Below are 15,320 nucleotides of genomic sequence, written 5' to 3'. Positions count from 1 at the left end.
GCATGAGCTGCTTGATGCTTCAGCATTTAGCAGGTCAGTACGCCGCATTGGCGGCGCTACCGATGTACTTTCAGTTTCATATTGTCCGGTGGCAATGGCGGAGAGGCCCCACCTGTTCCCATGCCGAACACAGCAGTTAAGCTCTCCAGCGCCGATGGTAGTTGGACTGACGTCCCGTGAGAGTAGGACGCCGCCGGGCAGTATACATTTTAATATTAATCTTTGGAGAATTAGCTCAGCTGGGAGAGCATCTGCCTTACAAGCAGAGGGTCGGCGGTTCGAACCCGTCATTCTCCACCATTCATTCGCCGGTCTAGCTCAATTGGCAGAGCAACTGACTTGTAATCAGTAGGTTGGGGGTTCGATTCCTCTGGCCGGCACCATTTAATCATTATATGTATATGAGCCATTAGCTCAGTTGGTAGAGCATCTGACTTTTAATCAGAGGGTCAGAGGTTCGAATCCTCTATGGCTCACATATGCGGGTGTGGCGGAACTGGCAGACGCACTAGATTTAGGATCTAGCGCCTTCGGGCGTGGGGGTTCGACTCCCTTCACCCGCACCATTCGCGGAAGTAGTTCAGTGGTAGAACATCACCTTGCCAAGGTGGGGGTCGCGGGTTCGAATCCCGTCTTCCGCTCCATTATTACGCCGGGGTGGCGGAACTGGCAGACGCACAGGACTTAAAATCCTGCGGTAAGTAATTACCGTACCGGTTCGATTCCGGTCCTCGGCACCAGTTTAAAACCTTATATGATGCGCCCGTAGCTCAATTGGATAGAGCGTTTGACTACGGATCAAGAGGTTAGGGGTTCGACTCCTCTCGGGCGCGCTTTAATAATCACGGGAAGTAGCTCAGCTTGGTAGAGCACTTGGTTTGGGACCAAGGGGTCGCAGGTTCGAATCCTGTCTTCCCGACTCTTAAGAAATATGCGGGTGTGGCGGAACTGGCAGACGCACTAGATTTAGGATCTAGCGCCTTCGGGCGTGGGGGTTCGACTCCCTTCACCCGCATCGGAATTTCTTTTATCATAAAATGGGGGCTTAGCTCAGCTGGGAGAGCGCCTGCTTTGCACGCAGGAGGTCAGCGGTTCGATCCCGCTAGTCTCCACCATTTTACTCAATATAATTTTCATGGCGGCGTAGCTCAGCTGGCTAGAGCGTACGGTTCATACCCGTGAGGTCGGGGGTTCGATCCCCTCCACCGCCATTATTGGACCTTTAGCTCAGTTGGTCAGAGCAAACGGCTCATAACCGTTGGGTCGCAGGTTCGAGTCCTGCAAGGTCCACCATGCTTTAATTGTATATCTTACGGAGGAATACCCAAGTCTGGCTGAAGGGACCGGTCTTGAAAACCGACAGGGGCTTAACGGCTCGCGGGGGTTCGAATCCCTCTTCCTCCGCCATTTTATTATTATCGCGGGATAGAGCAGTCTGGAAGCTCGTCGGGCTCATAACCCGGAGGTCGGTGGTTCAAATCCACCTCCCGCAATTTTCTTTTTTTATTTATATGTGGTCCCGTGGTGTAGCGGTTAACATGCCTGCCTGTCACGCAGGAGATCGCGGGTTCGATTCCCGTCGGGACCGCCATTCTAATAAGTAGTGGTTCAGTAGCTCAGTCGGTAGAGCATGTGATTGAAGCTCACAGTGTCGGCGGTTCGATTCCGTCCTGAACCACCATTTGTGTTGCCGGTCTAGCTCAATTGGCAGAGCAACTGACTTGTAATCAGTAGGTTGGGGGTTCGATTCCTCTGGCCGGCACCATTTTTTCAGTGTATCATGGAGGGGTAGCGAAGTGGCTAAACGCGGCGGACTGTAAATCCGCTCCTTCGGGTTCGGCAGTTCGAATCTGCCCCCCTCCACTCATAGGGGTATAGTTCAATGGTAGAATAGAGGTCTCCAAAACCTTTGATGTGGGTTCAATTCCTACTACCCCTGCCAAGATGGCGGTTGTGGTGAAGTGGTTAACACACCGGATTGTGGTTCCGGCATGCGTGGGTTCGATCCCCATCAGCCGCCCCATTATTGGGCTATCGCCAAGCGGTAAGGCAACGGTTTTTGGTACCGTCATGCGCAGGTTCGAATCCTGCTAGCCCAGCTTCAAGGCGCCATAGCCAAGTGGTAAGGCCGAGGACTGCAAATCCTCTATCACCGGTTCAAATCCGGTTGGCGCCTCCATTAGTTAGATTGCGGAAGTAGTTTAGTGTTCAGAACAGGCTTCTACCTGAAGCAAGACATAGGTTCAAATCCTATCTTCCGCTCCATAAATTTGTTAATACTGGGCCACCGTGGCGGAATTGGCAGACGCGCTGGACTCAAAATCCAGTTCCCTTTGCGGGAGTGTCGGTTCAAACCCGACCGGTGGTATTAGAAGTCTTCTATTAAATATAAATGGTATATCTAAAATTGCCGATGGCGGTCAGGATGAAACATTTCATCCTGACTGTCTTTTTTTGCGACTTGAAACAAGAAGGAGGAGATAATACGAATACTAAAGAAAAACCGAAGAACGTTGCATTACTGGTCAAGGAAATACTTCAAAGGCGATAGACGCTTCTGAGTGATCACCTGATACAAGCATTACACTTCCAAATATGTCATACTGGCATGAAGGCCATAGAGAGGAAGGAATGCTGCATGTCAGATCAGTGGTATAAGATTGATAATACAGGAAAGATTTTTCATGCGTTATCAAACGCGGAAAATTCCTTTGTTTTCAGAGTCTCTATGATTTTGACGGAAAGAATAGATCGAGAGGTGCTTCAGCAAGCATTGGATCAGATTGTCCGCCGTTTTCCAACATTGACTGTTTCACTGAGGAAAGGACTGTTCTGGGATTATCTTGAGAAGAATGATCAGAAGCTCATGGTGCAGGAAGAGGAGACCTACCCCTGTGCCCCCATTAATCCAAAAACCAGTAGCGGATACTTGATCCGTGTCATATACTATAACAACAGAATATCTTTTGAAGTTTTCCACTCCCTTACGGATGGCAGTGGTGCGATGGAATTTCTGAAGACGCTTGTCTACCAGTATCTGCTTCTCAAAAGGAAAAATATTCATCATGATAATATGATACTTCTGCCACAGGATCTACCAGGTACAGAAGAAATCGAAGACAGCTTCGAAAAGTATGCTTATAAGAATGATAGAAAGTCGATCAGAATGAAAGAAGATCCTGCCTATCAGATTACAGGTACAGCACTTGATACTGCAGGTATCAGTGTCATCCATGGTATAATGGATGGAAATGCTCTGAACCGTCACGCAAAAGGTCACGGCACGACACTCACTGCGTTTCTGACAGCGCTTCTGATCAAGGTCATCAGCAACCAGCATACGGGGCATGAACCGATAGCAGTCGCGCTGCCTGTCAATCTGAGACGTCAGTTCCCATCAAGGACGATGAGAAACTTCTTTGCGGTAGCCAATATAGGTGTTAAAGTGGAAGATGACACAAATTTCGAAGAGATACTTGATGAAGTTGCAATGAAGCTCGTATCCCGTACTGCCAAGGAAAGCCTGCAGAAGGGGATCAACCACCATTTCCAGCTGCAGAGAGGGATGATGACACGCATCATACCAATATTTCTCAAATATCCTGCAATGAGGTATGGATTCAATCACATCGGTGAGCGGACAAAGTCGATGACGCTATCGAACATGGGGAACGTAAAATTACCGAAGTCCATGGAAGCGTACGTTGAACGCATGGATATTGCCCTGTATCCAACAAGCAGAAGTCCAATCAGCTGTGCGGCCGGAACGATTAATGGCCGCATGACAATTACGTTTACACTGTCGATAGCGGAAACGGATATTGTAAGGGATTTTTTCATAGAATTGAAACGGTTGACCGGCCTTGAAATAGAGATCAATTCCAATGAGTGGGGGAACAGCAATGAACCATTGTGAACAGTGCACTATCAATACGAAGCATAATATATGTCCGCTATGCAGCCAGCAGTTGGCATCCATCGATTCCAAGATGGAGAATAGAACATATCCGGCTTATGACAGGCAGTCATTGGGCAAAAGAAAGGCACCGAGAATTGCGGTATTTGCAGGTCTTTCCATCATACTGGCATGCATATTCATCAATCTGATCATCATGCCGCATTTTCTATGGGTATTCTATGTCATGGGTTCTGTTGCCTATGCAGTGATTTCATTGAATCATACGATTCTGTCGAAATCCCATCTTGGCAGCAAGATTGTCGGCCAGGTTGCGAGTCTGACGCTGCTGCTCCTGCTTATCGATTCACAGTCGGGCTTCCTCAGGTGGTCGATCAACTATGCAGTCCCTTTCCTCATCGTTGCCGGTCTCGTGATGGTGACACTCTCAATCCTGACGAAGCGTCTTAAGTGGAAGGGGTATATCAGTTCCATCCTGATGATTGCACTGAGCTTTCTGCCGGCCGCACTGTATTTCTCGGGTCATGCTACAGTTATCTGGCCGAGTGCAGTCGCCAGTCTGTATGCCTTCATGCTGATTGTGTTTTTTGGTGTGTTTGCCCATCAGACCCTATGGACCCAGTTGAGCAGAAGACTTCATATATAAAGGCGAGAGCCCTCTACTTCAATCGAAGTGGAGGGCTCTTTTATTATTGCTTATAGATGATCAGCACAGCAAGTGTGCTGCCATATGAGAACTTGATATCGATGATTTCTATCTGATGGTTCTCATATAGAAATTCGTTCACTTTCTTATCAAGGCCTTTCTCCGTCATGGCACTTATGGTCTTCACCTTCATTAAGCTTCATCCCCTCATTATCGTTTAATCATATTATCTCCTTAAATTGACTGAAAAGTCACGTAATAATGCGTCGGAAATGGTAAAGTAGTGGCTAAGGGGGAGATACGAATTGAAGGACTACATCAAATATATGAATCTCAAATATCATAGCGAAGAACAAAGCCTTTATTTCATCAGCAGTGAGAGTGGCACGCAGCAGTTATGGAAAATGAATATTGATGGCGGACAGAAGCAAAGGCTCACCGGATCTGATCAGAATGTAAAGAACTTCTGGATTGAGGGGGGGCATATTACAGTTGCAATCGACTATCATGGCAATGAAAGAAACCAGTATCATGCATTCGATGGCAAAGACCTGACGATGTTGACCGATCAGCCGGATTATTTTCATTATTTTGGCATGTACGATAAAGAGAAGCATACGTATACAGTCATCCGCAACCATCATGAATCCTCGGCTTTCGAATTATGCACAATCGATGAAGCGGGTGCTGTTGATATTATTCGCACTTTCGACGCTCCCGTCCATTTCATCCATGAACTGTCACGTGGACGGTTCCTGATGTCGACGGATGTGAATAATGTCGATCAGACGTTGATAATTTTTGACGCGGAGACGGGGAAAGTGAAGACACTCCAATTTCCACAGGCGAGGTATGCAAATTTCAAGTTTGTCCGGAATACATGCCTATGCCTCAGTGACCTGGCCGACGGTTTTAAAAATATATACGAAGTCGATCTCGAGAATGGTACATATGAGAAACGGACCAGCTTCCATTGGGATATCGAGCATTTCAAATTGTTTGAAGACAATCGCAGAGCGTTGCTGTCATGCAATGAAAATGGCTGCTCTTCGCTGTACACCTTGGATCTCGCAACATGGGAAGTGGCCGAACTGCCTTTTGAAAAGGAAGGTGTAGTCCATTCAATGGCTGTTGGGGAGGGTGATAATGTCTTTTTGATCTATTCCTCCGTGGATCAGCCCCACCTGATCCACCGTTATCACCTCACCCGGAAGAATTCTGAAGTGATTGCCGATAATGGGAAAGCTGAAAAAGTAGCGTGGCGCATGGCAGGCTATCCGTCGTTCGATGGATTGGAGATTCCATATTTCATCTACGAAGCAAGCTCGGCTGGAGGGGCTGTCATCCATATCCACGGCGGACCGGAATCACAGGCCAGACCGGAATTCAATGCACTCTACCATCGCCTGAACAGGGCGGGTCTCTCTGTGGCTGTACCGAATATACGCGGCAGTATGGGATACGGACGCGCCTATCTTGAAGCGGATGATAAGGAGAAGCGGCTTGCTGCGATGCAGGATATCGTGGAATTGAGACAGCATCTGATTGAAGCAGGGTATGCAGATGATTGGAATATCAGTGTAATGGGCAGAAGCTACGGTGGTCTGATGACACTGCTGCTGGTCACGCATCATCCGGATCTGTGGACTGCTGCAGTGGATATTGTCGGCATATCGCATTTAAGGACATTCTTTCGGCATACGCCCCCATGGAGACGCAGCCTGAGAGCAGCCGAGTATGGTTCCATAGAGGCGCATGGTGCGTTTCTGGATGATATCTCTCCGCTTTCCAGAAGCAGGGCAATCACTGCCCCTCTGATGATATTCCATAGTCATCATGATTCACGTGTGCCATATACTGAATCCGTGCAGATGGCGGACGCCATGACAGAAAGCGGGCAGGATGTAACTTTTACAGCCTATGGCAATGAAGGTCATACTTTCATGCATCGGGAAAACCTTCAGGATATGAACCGAAAGATTACTGAATTTCTTGCTGCGTACCACACAAAAGCGTAAAAATAGGAAGCACCGAAAGGTGCTTCCTATTTTTATTCACTCAACAGCTCGTCGGAAAGAGAAACGATATACTTCAATTTTGCCCACTGTGCTTCCTCTGTGAGCTCATTACCATGGTGTGTGGAGGCAAATCCACATTGAGGGCTCAGGCAGATCTGGTCTTTTGATACGTATTGTCTGGCTTCCTCGACACGTTCCTTGATAACATCAGCATTTTCCAGTTCACCATGCTTGGAAGTGAACAGGCCGAGAACAACCTGGGGGCCATTCTCAGGGATATGCGCCAATGGTTCAAAATCTCCGGAACGGTCATCATCATACTCGAGGAAGAAACCGTCCACCTGCTCTTTGGCGAACAGCACAGGAGCAATTTTGGCATAGCTGCCTTCAAATGCCCACTTGGATCTGTAGTTTCCACGGCACAAGTGAGTCGTCACTACAAGGTCATCCGGCTTCTTCTCAAGTGCACCATTGGCGACTCTCAATGCGAGGTCGATCAGCGTCTCCCTGTCGTAGCCGCTGTCATTGAACGGAACTTCAGGGGCACTGAGGCCGGCGATATACACATCATCCAGCTGGAGATATCGGCAGCCGGCATCGTAGAAGGCCTGTATGGCATCCTGATAGGCTTTGATGACATCATCCGCATATTCCTCGACGTCAGGATAGATATCGAGGTTTCTAACACCCGCATTGAACAGCTGGTTCGGGCTCGGAATGGTCTGTTTGGCTACTGCACGATCACCGACGATCTCCTTGAATTCCTTGAAGTCGGCCACGTGGGGATGGTCAGGGTTGAAAGATACTTTGCCGGTTACTCGGATGTTGTATCTTTCCGTTTCAATGCCGTCGAACTGGTAGCCGTGGTCCGGTATGTAGCCTTCCACACCATCCAGGTGCTCCAGGAAATCAGTGTGCCAGAAGCGGCGTCTGAACTCTCCATCTGTAACTGCTTTGAGTCCCACCTCGATCTGCTTGTCGACAACACGCTTGATCTCTTCTGTTTCAATCTCCCTCAGTTCTGCATAAGATATCTTATCCTGGGCGTAGTCCTTTCTCGCCTGGTGGATGCTGTCAGGCCGCAGAAGACTGCCCACATGATCCGCTTTGAATGGTGCCTGCACTGTAGTTTTTGTCATTTTAATCCCTCATTTTCAAATTTTAATATAATAAATCCCCAACTTATCCGGTTAAGATAAATTGGGGATGAACACCCGTTTATCTCATCTGCGAGCATGGCTCTCTGGATTTAGCACGACACTTCATGTACGTTGCTGAGGTTTCATCGGGCCAGTCCCTCCACCTCTCTGGATAAGAGTTGTAATTATTATATTAGTGAGTACTCTAAAGGATAAAGAATTTTCTGTCAAGTGAAGCAGTAAGATTGACTATAACCATTTTTATAAATAAAGTATAAATAACTTGCTAAAAGTAAGTGTGTATTGTAATATTGAATTGTCTTTAATTAGAGATAATATTTTCTGGAGGGATTACAATGACAAAATTCGTATCAGATCCAGCGCACTCCGAAGTCGGCTTTCAAGTTAAACATATGATGGTTTCAAAAGTGAAAGGGTACTTCGAATCATTTATATTTGAAGTGGACACAGACAAGCTGGAAACATTCGAGAATGCTGAAGTGTATGCAGAAATAGACGTAGAGAGCATCAGCACAAAAAATGCAGATCGTGATGCGCACTTGAAATCAGAAGATTTCTTCAACGTTGAGAAGAATCCCAAAATCATCTTCAAATCAAGCAATGTTACGAAAAATGGGGATACAGTGACCGTCGAGGGCAATGCAACAATCAATGGCATCACCAAGGAGATGAGCATCGACCTGCAGTACAATGGCAAGGGCACAAATCCTTGGGGGCAGGAAGTGCATGGCTTTGAAACTGAGTTTACAATCAATCGTGAAGACTTCGGCCTGACATGGAACCAGCAGCTTGAAACTGGCGGTGTACTTGTCAGCAAGGACGTCAAGGCGATGCTCGAACTTCAGTTCTCCGAGCAGAGCAAATAGAATAGGCAGTATCCGGTTCAACTGGCCACGGGAAGTGATTTTTCACTCTCCGTGGTTTTTTTGATGTATAAACTGGGGACAAAAGCAATTGTCAGAAGTCATTTCCTCAATTTACAATAAAATTCAGAACTGTTATACTCGCGAGAAGTCCCTCAATAAAGGAGATGGCACATGGGAATGAAGAAAAGAAAACTTCTATCAGGTGCAGCTGTGTCGATCATGCTGCTGTCAGCATGCAGCAATGATATCGAAAGCATCCAGCAGGCACTTGATGGATCGGAAGAAAAACAGGCATCTGCTGTTTCGGAACTGCAGCAGGTGATGGAACTGGAGAGCCAGCTCCAGAATGCATTTCAAACGGGTATATCGGAAGATGAAGATTTGAGTTCTTTTTCTGACGGGTCTGCTGCTGTCTTTACTAATATCGATGAAAGAAAGCAGGCATTGGAGAATCTCGATGGCATCAGCAGTGAACTTACCGAGCAGAAGGAAAAGTTTGCAGAAATTGATGTACAGAGCGTTTCTGAAGAAACCGTCGATGAGGTTGAAAATACCATCCAATCCTTGAACGAATCCATTGATGCGTTTGCAGCGAAGTATGGAGAAGACCTTGAACAGCAGAGGGATTATTTCGAATCCCTGGGGCAGGATGACACTACATATGAAAATTTCAAGACAGGGATAGAGTCCATCAATGACAGTCGCGAAAAGACGCAGTCACTGCTTGTCGAACTGGATACGGAGATTGCTGCCTTGCAGAATATGCAGGGTGACCTTTCCTCACAGCTCGACGCAGCAGCCGATGAATGATGTTACCAAAGGAGATGGACATGATGAAGAAAAGAGTACTTCTATTGATGTGCTGCGGCAGTATACTATTTGCCGGCTGTCAGAACGATAGTCCTGAAGATGAATCGAACGCCGACGCATCCTCACACCAGGCGGCAAACGAAGAGCAGCCGGAATCAACTGAAGAATCAACTGTGGAAGAAGTGACGGAAGAAGCTGAAACAGTGGAATTGCCAAAACCGGTTGAACAAGCAGCATATGAGTATAGTGTCAACGAAAATACATATGCAATACAGCCGATCGAAGGCAGCAGTGCAGAGCCGCAGGTCGCCCTGCTGACATATGATGACGCACCGGATGGTCATGCTGTCCGGATTGCTGAAATACTTGCACAGCATGACGCGCCGGCCATATTCTTTGTCAATGGAATGTATCTTGAATCGGAAGCGGGCAGGGATGCTCTCAACACGATCCATGAAATGGGTTTTGAAATCGGCAACCATACACAGACGCATGCCAGCCTGCCGGATCTTTCACCAGAAGCACAGCGCGCGGAGATAGTGGAGACAAATGATCTGGTTGAAGAGATTACAGGTGAGCGGCCCCGCTTTTTCCGTGCCCCTTTCGGACAGAATACCGAAACATCAAGCCGGATTGCCAGTGAACAGGGGATGGTACTGATGAACTGGACGTACGGTTACGATTGGGAGGCAGCCTATCAGGAAGCGGATGCTCTGGCGGACATCATGGTCAACTCGGAATATCTCAACGCCGGTGCCAATCTGCTCATGCATGATCGTGCCTGGACACGGGATGCCTCTGCCGATATTGTCGAAGGTCTGAGAGGCAAAGGGTATACCATCGTAGATCCGGACAAAATTTCATCTCCGGAAAGAGAGGCGGCAGCCGAATGAGCGGACGTATGATTGGTTCAGCAATAGCACTTCTATTTTCAACACTATTTATTGCATCGGAAGCAAGTGCGGCGGAAACTTCGGTGCTGGATCTGCATGAAGGTCCTCTGCTGAGTGTACCGGAGGAATTTCCAGAGCAGTTCAAGTATGACAGCGGCGTCGATATCGCCTATCCGGAGTCGGGGGTCAAGGGCATCTATGTATCTGGATATTCCGCGGGTGGCGCAAGAATGGATGATCTGACCGGTCTCATTTCAAATACAGCGCTGAATGCGATGGTCATCGATGTCAAAGAGGACGAAGGCTACATGATGATGGATCTTGATTCCGACAACGAGACGATCCAGTCGCTTTCCTATGATTATGTGGATCCCGAAAAGCTGATGACACATATGGAGCAGGAAGAAATATATCCAATTGCTCGTGTCGTCGTCTTCAAGGATTCACAGCTGGCCGAAGCAAGACCCGAGCTCTCCTTCACGGATCAGAACGGCAATGTGTGGAAGAATGGTCGTGGAGAAAGCTTCGTCAATCCTTTCTCAAAAGAAGTATGGGACTATAACGTGGAGGTGGCGAAGCAGGCTGCAAAACTGGGATTCAAGGAAATCCAGTTCGACTATGTCCGCTTCCCCGAAGGGTTTGAACACCGCGCAGATACACTCGAGTACACGATGGGCGAATATGAGAATGCGGATATGAATGCAGTCGACAAGCGCGTTGCTGCTGTGACTGATTTTGTAGCATATGCGCGACAAGCGCTCGAGCCATACGATGTGGATGTGTCCGTCGACATCTTCGGCTATGCAGCCACCTTGCCGGAAGCGCCCGGCATCGGCCAGAACTTCTCCAAGATAGCGAGCAATGTCGATGTCATCTCATCCATGATCTATCCGAGCCATTGGGGAAACGGCTATTTCGAAATTCCGAAACCCGACCTTGAACCGTATGAAACCATTTCGGAATACATGAGGGTAGAAAATGAAGTACTTGGACAGCTTGAAGATGCTCCTGTATCCCGGCCTTGGCTCCAGGACTTCACTGCTTCATATCTGGGCGCTGGAAACTATAAGCAGTATGGTGTCGAAGAAATCGAAGCACAGGTGCAGGCCCTTTACGATAATGGCGTACAGGAGTTCCTGCTGTGGGATGCCTCGAACAGATATACGCGAGGCGTGGATTATGCCGATGATGGAGCGCAATAATAGTAACAAACACATAATGGAGATCATGTCCCTCGACATGGTCTTCATTTTATTTGATAATGATTTTAACAAGGCAATAACAACCGTAAAAGGAGCAGAGCAGATGGACCACAGCCATATTATTGAGGACGCGAAAAAATGGGTGCATGATTTTCATGCACAGGATGCAACAGGGCATGACTACTGGCATATCATGCGTGTGTATAACAACGCCCTCTCGCTGCAGGACGAAGAGGGGGGAGACCGCTTCATCATCGAAGTGGCGGCGCTCTTTCATGACATGATCGACTATAAGCTGACCGGCAATGTGGATCAGCAGATTGATGAGATAGAAAGGTTTCTGGATGAGCGGGATGTGGAGGCGGATACCATACGGCGCATCGTCCATGCCATGCAGGCTGTATCCTTCAAAGGGGGAACCAATGCGGTCAAGGTGGAATCGCTTGAGGATGCAATCGTGCAGGATGCGGACCGTCTGGATGCACTTGGCGCAGTCGGCATTGCGCGGACTTTCGTATATGGCGGAAATAAAGGGCATGATATGCACCATCCGGACACACAGGTACGTGAAAATATGACATTCGAGCAGTATAGCCAGGAAGACAATACGATGATCAGCCATTTCTACGAAAAACTGCTGAAACTGAAGTTCCTTATGCATACGGATACTGCAAAGGCGGTTGCAGAGGCACGGCATCAGTTCATGGAAAACTACCTGGAACAGTTCTATGCGGAGTGGGACGGCAAAATATAAACGGGATGGAGAGTGTGCTATGAAGAACCCATTATTTGATAGCTATCCGATTACTGAAACTATGGCGGGATATCATACTGTCTTTTGGAAAAATGAACATTATGCGAGGTTTGATCCGGATGATGCGGGCTGGACTTTAAAGATGTCGGATATCATGGAAGCAGAGGCGCGTCTCGCACGTTTTGCTCCATTCATAGAAGCGGCTTTTCCTGAAACACAGCCTCATAACGGTGTAATAGAGTCCCCATTGATCGAAGTGGGTGAAATGAAACAGCACTTGAATGAAAAGTATAATGCCAGCATTAGTGGCGCAGTGTATGTCAAAGCGGATGATCGCCTTCCGGTGTCCGGCTCCGTCAAAGCAAGAGGCGGCATCTATGAAGTACTCAAACATGCAGAAGATCTTGCCGTTGAGCATAATATGATTGTCCCGGATGATGATTATGCGCAGTTCCGGTCCGAGAAGTTTCATCAGTTCTTTTCAGAGCATACGATTGTTTGTGGGTCGACAGGGAACCTCGGCCTCAGCATCGGCATCATCAGTGCTGAACTCGGCTTCAAAGTAATCATCCATATGTCGAGTGATGCGAAGCAGTGGAAGAAGGACATGCTGCGTGAGCGCGGTGTCATGGTCGTCGAACATGAAGATGATTACAGCAAGGCTGTAGAAGCGGGACGTGAAGTGGCACTTCAGGATGACCACAGCTACTTTATTGACGACGAGGATTCAGTACCTTTATTTCTTGGCTATGCTGTATCCGCATTGCGACTCAAGGATCAGCTTGACACCGAGGGTGTCAAGGTCGATGCCGAGCATCCCCTGTATGTCTATCTGCCATGCGGCGTCGGAAGTGCGCCTGGTGGCATCAGTTTCGGTCTGAAGCAGGTTTTCGGGGATGCTGTCCATCCGGTCTTTGCAGAACCGGTCCAGTCACCGTGCATGCTGCTCGGTATTTTGACTGGATTGCATGATGATATTGCGGTGGGTGATATTGGCCTCGATAATCGTACGACTGCTGATGGCCTTGCTGTCGGCAGACCATCAAAGTTTGTCGGCAGAATGCTTGAGAAGCACATCCACTCATTCTTTACAGTGGAAGATGCAGAAATGCACGCTCTTTTGGCTGCAGCGCATGACCTTGAGAATATGAAGATGGAACCTTCAGCAGCAACCGGTTTCCCGGGCCCCGCCATAATCCATCAGCATCCGGAAGACCCTCATCTGAGTAATGCGACGCATATCGTGTGGAGTACAGGCGGCAGCATGGTGCCGGATGCAGAATGGCAGTCGGACTATGAGGCGGGCAGGTAGACTGTCTGAATGGATGGTCTTTCTGTTTGTCAGACAGGAAAAGTGAATGTATAATATAATGATTGCAATTTCGCATATGACCAGCTTCAAATAAAGAATTCATAAGGAAAGGCAGGTGAAAATATGAATAGACACGAATTCAAGCAGAAGGTCATCGACTATGCACATTCCATAGGCATCGATGAGATCGGATTCACCCATGCAGAGCCGTTCCATGAGCTCAGGGAGAAGCTGATCGACTATCATGCGAAAGGGTATGCCTCAGGCTTTGAGAAAGGAACGATTGATGAGCGGACGGATCCGAAACTGTCGCTCAGTTCTGCAGAGAGCATCATCTCGATTGCCGTCGGCTATCCGAACCGGCTGCCCGATGCGCCGAAGAGCAGAAAAGGCGAGCGGCGCGGACTCTTTGCCCGTGCTTCGTGGGGCGTCGACTACCATACGCTGCTCAACAGACGGCTTGAAAAGCTCGAAGCGTATATCAAATCTCTTGATCCTGACATCGAAACGAAGTCCATGGTGGATACGGGCGTCATGAGTGATAGGGAAGTCGCGAGACGCAGTGGTCTCGGCTATATTGGAAAGAATGGTTTTGTCATCAATCCGGAACTTGGCACATACTCATACCTCGGCGAGATGCTTACGAGCTATCCATTTCCACCGGATGAGGAACTGATCGACTCATGCGGCGACTGCAATCTGTGTGTCGACCGCTGCCCGACGGGTGCACTGGTCGGCAATGGACAGCTGAATTCACAGAAGTGCATTTCATTCCTCACCCAGACGAAAGGATTTCTGCCGGATGAATACCGTGGCAAGATCGGCAATCGCCTGTATGGCTGTGATACATGCCAGCAGGTGTGTCCAAGAAATAAAGGCATCAACACCGATCATCACGATGATATCGTGCTGGAACCTGAAATTCTGAAGCCGGAGCTTGCCGGACTGCTTGAAATATCGAATAGGGAATTCAAGGAGACATACGGACATCTGGCTGGTGTATGGAGAGGGAAAAAGCCCATCCAGCGCAATGCCATCATTGCACTGGCGCATTTCAAGGAGACAAGTGCTGTCGATCTGCTGAAGCGTGTGGCAGAGAATGACCCGAGGCCGGTGATCAAAGGGACTGCCTACTGGGCTGTCGGCCAGATAGAAGGAGACAGGGCACTTGATTATATAAATGAAAGATTTAGAATGGAAACAGACGAAGCAGTCAGAGATGAGATGCTCAAAGGCATCCAGGAAGTGGTCTAGGAGGTTTCAATGCCAAATCATATTGTTTTATATCAACCGGAAATACCGAATAATACAGGAAATATCGGCAGGACATGTGCAGCAACGGATACGACACTGCATCTGATCCATCCGCTCGGATTTTCCACCGACGACAAGATGCTCAAACGGGCAGGGCTCGACTACTGGCCGAACATCAATGTCGTCCATCACGACTCCGTGGAAGCATTCTTCGAGGCGACGGAGGGCAACTATTATCTCCTTACCAAATTCGCCACAAAGTACTACACGGATCTCGACTACAGTAATCATGATGAAAACCACTACTTCGTATTCGGAAGGGAGACTTCCGGGCTCCCGGACTGGATGAAGGAGAAATATGCAGATACAGCACTCAGAGTACCGATGACCGATAAGGTCAGATCCCTCAACCTGGCGAATACCGCTGCGATTCTCGTATATGAAGCGCTGAAGCAGCAGGCGTTCCCACAACTACACTAGGAGGCAGAG

At 48.2% G+C, this 15,320-nt stretch carries 13 protein-coding genes, 24 tRNA genes, 1 rRNA gene and 1 riboswitch; of the genes, 36 read left to right on the top strand and 2 right to left on the bottom strand.

The window, feature by feature from the left end:
• Window positions 1–84 precede the first annotated feature (84 nt).
• The 27 genes from rrf to J4760_RS05325 all read left to right on the top strand — a co-directional run bounded on the left by rrf (window position 85) and on the right by J4760_RS05325 (window position 4,562).
• Window positions 85–199: ribosomal RNA gene (gene rrf, locus J4760_RS05455) — 5S ribosomal RNA — on the top strand.
• A gap of 25 nt (window positions 200–224) precedes the next feature.
• Window positions 225–300, top strand: a tRNA-Val gene (locus J4760_RS05450).
• A gap of 7 nt (window positions 301–307) precedes the next feature.
• Window positions 308–383 (top strand) — tRNA-Thr (locus J4760_RS05445).
• A gap of 20 nt (window positions 384–403) precedes the next feature.
• Window positions 404–476, top strand: a tRNA-Lys gene (locus tag J4760_RS05440).
• Between the two features lie 5 nt (window positions 477–481).
• Window positions 482–566 (top strand) — tRNA-Leu (locus tag J4760_RS05435).
• Between the two features lie 3 nt (window positions 567–569).
• Window positions 570–644 (top strand) — tRNA-Gly (locus J4760_RS05430).
• A gap of 7 nt (window positions 645–651) precedes the next feature.
• Window positions 652–740, top strand: a tRNA-Leu gene (locus J4760_RS05425).
• A 19-nt stretch (window positions 741–759) separates the two neighbouring features.
• Window positions 760–833, top strand: a tRNA-Arg gene (locus J4760_RS05420).
• Window positions 834–845: 12 nt separating this feature from the next.
• Window positions 846–919, top strand: a tRNA-Pro gene (locus J4760_RS05415).
• 14 nt (window positions 920–933) lie between these two features.
• A tRNA-Leu gene (locus tag J4760_RS05410) sits at window positions 934–1,015 on the top strand.
• Window positions 1,016–1,039: 24 nt separating this feature from the next.
• Window positions 1,040–1,115: transfer RNA gene (locus tag J4760_RS05405), tRNA-Ala, on the top strand.
• Between the two features lie 22 nt (window positions 1,116–1,137).
• A tRNA-Met gene (locus tag J4760_RS05400) sits at window positions 1,138–1,211 on the top strand.
• A 5-nt stretch (window positions 1,212–1,216) separates the two neighbouring features.
• Window positions 1,217–1,293: transfer RNA gene (locus J4760_RS05395), tRNA-Ile, on the top strand.
• Between the two features lie 21 nt (window positions 1,294–1,314).
• Window positions 1,315–1,407: transfer RNA gene (locus J4760_RS05390), tRNA-Ser, on the top strand.
• Between the two features lie 12 nt (window positions 1,408–1,419).
• Window positions 1,420–1,493: transfer RNA gene (locus J4760_RS05385), tRNA-Met, on the top strand.
• Window positions 1,494–1,515: 22 nt separating this feature from the next.
• Window positions 1,516–1,591 (top strand) — tRNA-Asp (locus J4760_RS05380).
• Between the two features lie 14 nt (window positions 1,592–1,605).
• Window positions 1,606–1,681: transfer RNA gene (locus tag J4760_RS05375), tRNA-Phe, on the top strand.
• A gap of 8 nt (window positions 1,682–1,689) precedes the next feature.
• Window positions 1,690–1,765 (top strand) — tRNA-Thr (locus J4760_RS05370).
• 17 nt (window positions 1,766–1,782) lie between these two features.
• Window positions 1,783–1,863, top strand: a tRNA-Tyr gene (locus tag J4760_RS05365).
• A gap of 5 nt (window positions 1,864–1,868) precedes the next feature.
• Window positions 1,869–1,942: transfer RNA gene (locus J4760_RS05360), tRNA-Trp, on the top strand.
• Between the two features lie 5 nt (window positions 1,943–1,947).
• A tRNA-His gene (locus J4760_RS05355) sits at window positions 1,948–2,023 on the top strand.
• Between the two features lie 4 nt (window positions 2,024–2,027).
• Window positions 2,028–2,099 (top strand) — tRNA-Gln (locus J4760_RS05350).
• Window positions 2,100–2,105: 6 nt separating this feature from the next.
• Window positions 2,106–2,179: transfer RNA gene (locus tag J4760_RS05345), tRNA-Cys, on the top strand.
• A gap of 11 nt (window positions 2,180–2,190) precedes the next feature.
• Window positions 2,191–2,265: transfer RNA gene (locus J4760_RS05340), tRNA-Arg, on the top strand.
• Window positions 2,266–2,283: 18 nt separating this feature from the next.
• Window positions 2,284–2,368 (top strand) — tRNA-Leu (locus J4760_RS05335).
• Between the two features lie 405 nt (window positions 2,369–2,773).
• A complete protein-coding gene (locus J4760_RS05330) occupies window positions 2,774–3,916 on the top strand; it encodes an alcohol acetyltransferase (RefSeq protein ID WP_237605018.1) in 1,143 nt (380 codons plus the stop codon).
• Window positions 3,903–4,562 (top strand): DUF6320 domain-containing protein, encoded by a 660-nt coding sequence (locus J4760_RS05325; RefSeq protein WP_145287221.1) that lies wholly within the window; start codon window positions 3,903–3,905, stop codon window positions 4,560–4,562. The genes J4760_RS05330 and J4760_RS05325 overlap by 14 nt, the downstream gene beginning before the upstream one ends.
• Window positions 4,563–4,605: 43 nt before the next feature.
• Here the strand turns inward: J4760_RS05325 and J4760_RS05320 are convergent, their stop codons facing one another.
• Window positions 4,606–4,755, bottom strand: a complete 150-nt coding sequence (locus J4760_RS05320) for a sporulation protein Cse60 (RefSeq protein WP_237605017.1) — start codon at window positions 4,753–4,755, stop codon at window positions 4,606–4,608.
• Between the two features lie 112 nt (window positions 4,756–4,867).
• Between J4760_RS05320 and J4760_RS05315 the strand changes: the two genes are divergently transcribed.
• Window positions 4,868–6,580 carry a S9 family peptidase gene (locus J4760_RS05315; protein ID WP_237605016.1) on the top strand — a complete coding sequence of 571 codons (1,713 nt, stop codon included), beginning with the start codon at window positions 4,868–4,870 and terminating at the stop codon, window positions 6,578–6,580.
• Window positions 6,581–6,612: 32 nt separating this feature from the next.
• On the opposite strand, the gene J4760_RS05310 is transcribed toward J4760_RS05315, so the two are convergent.
• Window positions 6,613–7,719, bottom strand: a complete 1,107-nt coding sequence (locus J4760_RS05310; RefSeq protein ID WP_145287216.1) for a 5-methyltetrahydropteroyltriglutamate--homocysteine S-methyltransferase — start codon at window positions 7,717–7,719, stop codon at window positions 6,613–6,615.
• A gap of 81 nt (window positions 7,720–7,800) precedes the next feature.
• Window positions 7,801–7,898, bottom strand: a riboswitch (SAM riboswitch).
• Between the two features lie 177 nt (window positions 7,899–8,075).
• Here J4760_RS05310 and J4760_RS05305 point away from each other — a divergent pair.
• From J4760_RS05305 to trmL, 8 genes are all read left to right on the top strand, one after another.
• Complete coding sequence (locus J4760_RS05305) at window positions 8,076–8,606, top strand: YceI family protein (RefSeq protein WP_237605015.1); 531 nt, start codon at window positions 8,076–8,078, stop codon at window positions 8,604–8,606.
• 171 nt (window positions 8,607–8,777) lie between these two features.
• The gene (locus J4760_RS05300; RefSeq protein WP_237605014.1) at window positions 8,778–9,416 is read left to right on the top strand and encodes a YkyA family protein; all 639 of its coding nucleotides are present in this window, start codon (window positions 8,778–8,780) and stop codon (window positions 9,414–9,416) included.
• A 20-nt stretch (window positions 9,417–9,436) separates the two neighbouring features.
• Window positions 9,437–10,309 carry a polysaccharide deacetylase family protein gene (locus J4760_RS05295; protein WP_237605013.1) on the top strand — a complete coding sequence of 291 codons (873 nt, stop codon included), beginning with the start codon at window positions 9,437–9,439 and terminating at the stop codon, window positions 10,307–10,309.
• A complete protein-coding gene (locus J4760_RS05290) occupies window positions 10,306–11,511 on the top strand; it encodes a putative glycoside hydrolase (protein ID WP_237605012.1) in 1,206 nt (401 codons plus the stop codon). The genes J4760_RS05295 and J4760_RS05290 overlap by 4 nt, the downstream gene beginning before the upstream one ends.
• Before the next feature lie 103 nt (window positions 11,512–11,614).
• Window positions 11,615–12,265 carry an HD domain-containing protein gene (locus tag J4760_RS05285; RefSeq protein ID WP_237605011.1) on the top strand — a complete coding sequence of 217 codons (651 nt, stop codon included), beginning with the start codon at window positions 11,615–11,617 and terminating at the stop codon, window positions 12,263–12,265.
• Between the two features lie 19 nt (window positions 12,266–12,284).
• Window positions 12,285–13,577 (top strand): D-serine ammonia-lyase, encoded by a 1,293-nt coding sequence (locus J4760_RS05280; protein WP_237605010.1) that lies wholly within the window; start codon window positions 12,285–12,287, stop codon window positions 13,575–13,577.
• Window positions 13,578–13,700: 123 nt separating this feature from the next.
• Window positions 13,701–14,831, top strand: a complete 1,131-nt coding sequence (queG, locus tag J4760_RS05275; RefSeq protein ID WP_145287201.1) for a tRNA epoxyqueuosine(34) reductase QueG — start codon at window positions 13,701–13,703, stop codon at window positions 14,829–14,831.
• 9 nt (window positions 14,832–14,840) lie between these two features.
• Window positions 14,841–15,311, top strand: coding sequence for a tRNA (uridine(34)/cytosine(34)/5-carboxymethylaminomethyluridine(34)-2'-O)-methyltransferase TrmL (trmL, locus tag J4760_RS05270; RefSeq protein ID WP_145287198.1), 471 nt, complete (start codon window positions 14,841–14,843; stop codon window positions 15,309–15,311).
• Window positions 15,312–15,320 lie beyond the last annotated feature (9 nt).

Source organism: Salinicoccus sp. ID82-1 (assembly GCF_021991715.1).
In the GTDB taxonomy this organism is placed as follows: Bacteria; Bacillota; Bacilli; order Staphylococcales; family Salinicoccaceae; genus Salinicoccus; species Salinicoccus cyprini.
This window is presented reverse-complemented; position numbering and strand designations above follow the sequence as displayed.

Bases quoted from the DNA above. Each gene is read 5' to 3' on its own strand.
- J4760_RS05295 (WP_237605013.1), top strand. From the start codon at position 9,437: ATGATGAAGAAAAGAGTACTTCTATTGATGTGCTGCGGCAGTATACTA.
- queG (WP_145287201.1), top strand. From the start codon at position 13,701: ATGAATAGACACGAATTCAAGCAGAAGGTCATCGACTATGCACATTCC.
- J4760_RS05285 (WP_237605011.1), top strand. From the start codon at position 11,615: ATGGACCACAGCCATATTATTGAGGACGCGAAAAAATGGGTGCATGAT.
- J4760_RS05280 (WP_237605010.1), top strand. From the start codon at position 12,285: ATGAAGAACCCATTATTTGATAGCTATCCGATTACTGAAACTATGGCG.
- J4760_RS05320 (WP_237605017.1), bottom strand. From the start codon at position 4,755: ATGAAGGTGAAGACCATAAGTGCCATGACGGAGAAAGGCCTTGATAAG.
- J4760_RS05290 (WP_237605012.1), top strand. From the start codon at position 10,306: ATGAGCGGACGTATGATTGGTTCAGCAATAGCACTTCTATTTTCAACA.
- J4760_RS05310 (WP_145287216.1), bottom strand. From the start codon at position 7,719: ATGACAAAAACTACAGTGCAGGCACCATTCAAAGCGGATCATGTGGGC.
- J4760_RS05305 (WP_237605015.1), top strand. From the start codon at position 8,076: ATGACAAAATTCGTATCAGATCCAGCGCACTCCGAAGTCGGCTTTCAA.
- J4760_RS05325 (WP_145287221.1), top strand. From the start codon at position 3,903: ATGAACCATTGTGAACAGTGCACTATCAATACGAAGCATAATATATGT.
- J4760_RS05300 (WP_237605014.1), top strand. From the start codon at position 8,778: ATGGGAATGAAGAAAAGAAAACTTCTATCAGGTGCAGCTGTGTCGATC.
- trmL (WP_145287198.1), top strand. From the start codon at position 14,841: ATGCCAAATCATATTGTTTTATATCAACCGGAAATACCGAATAATACA.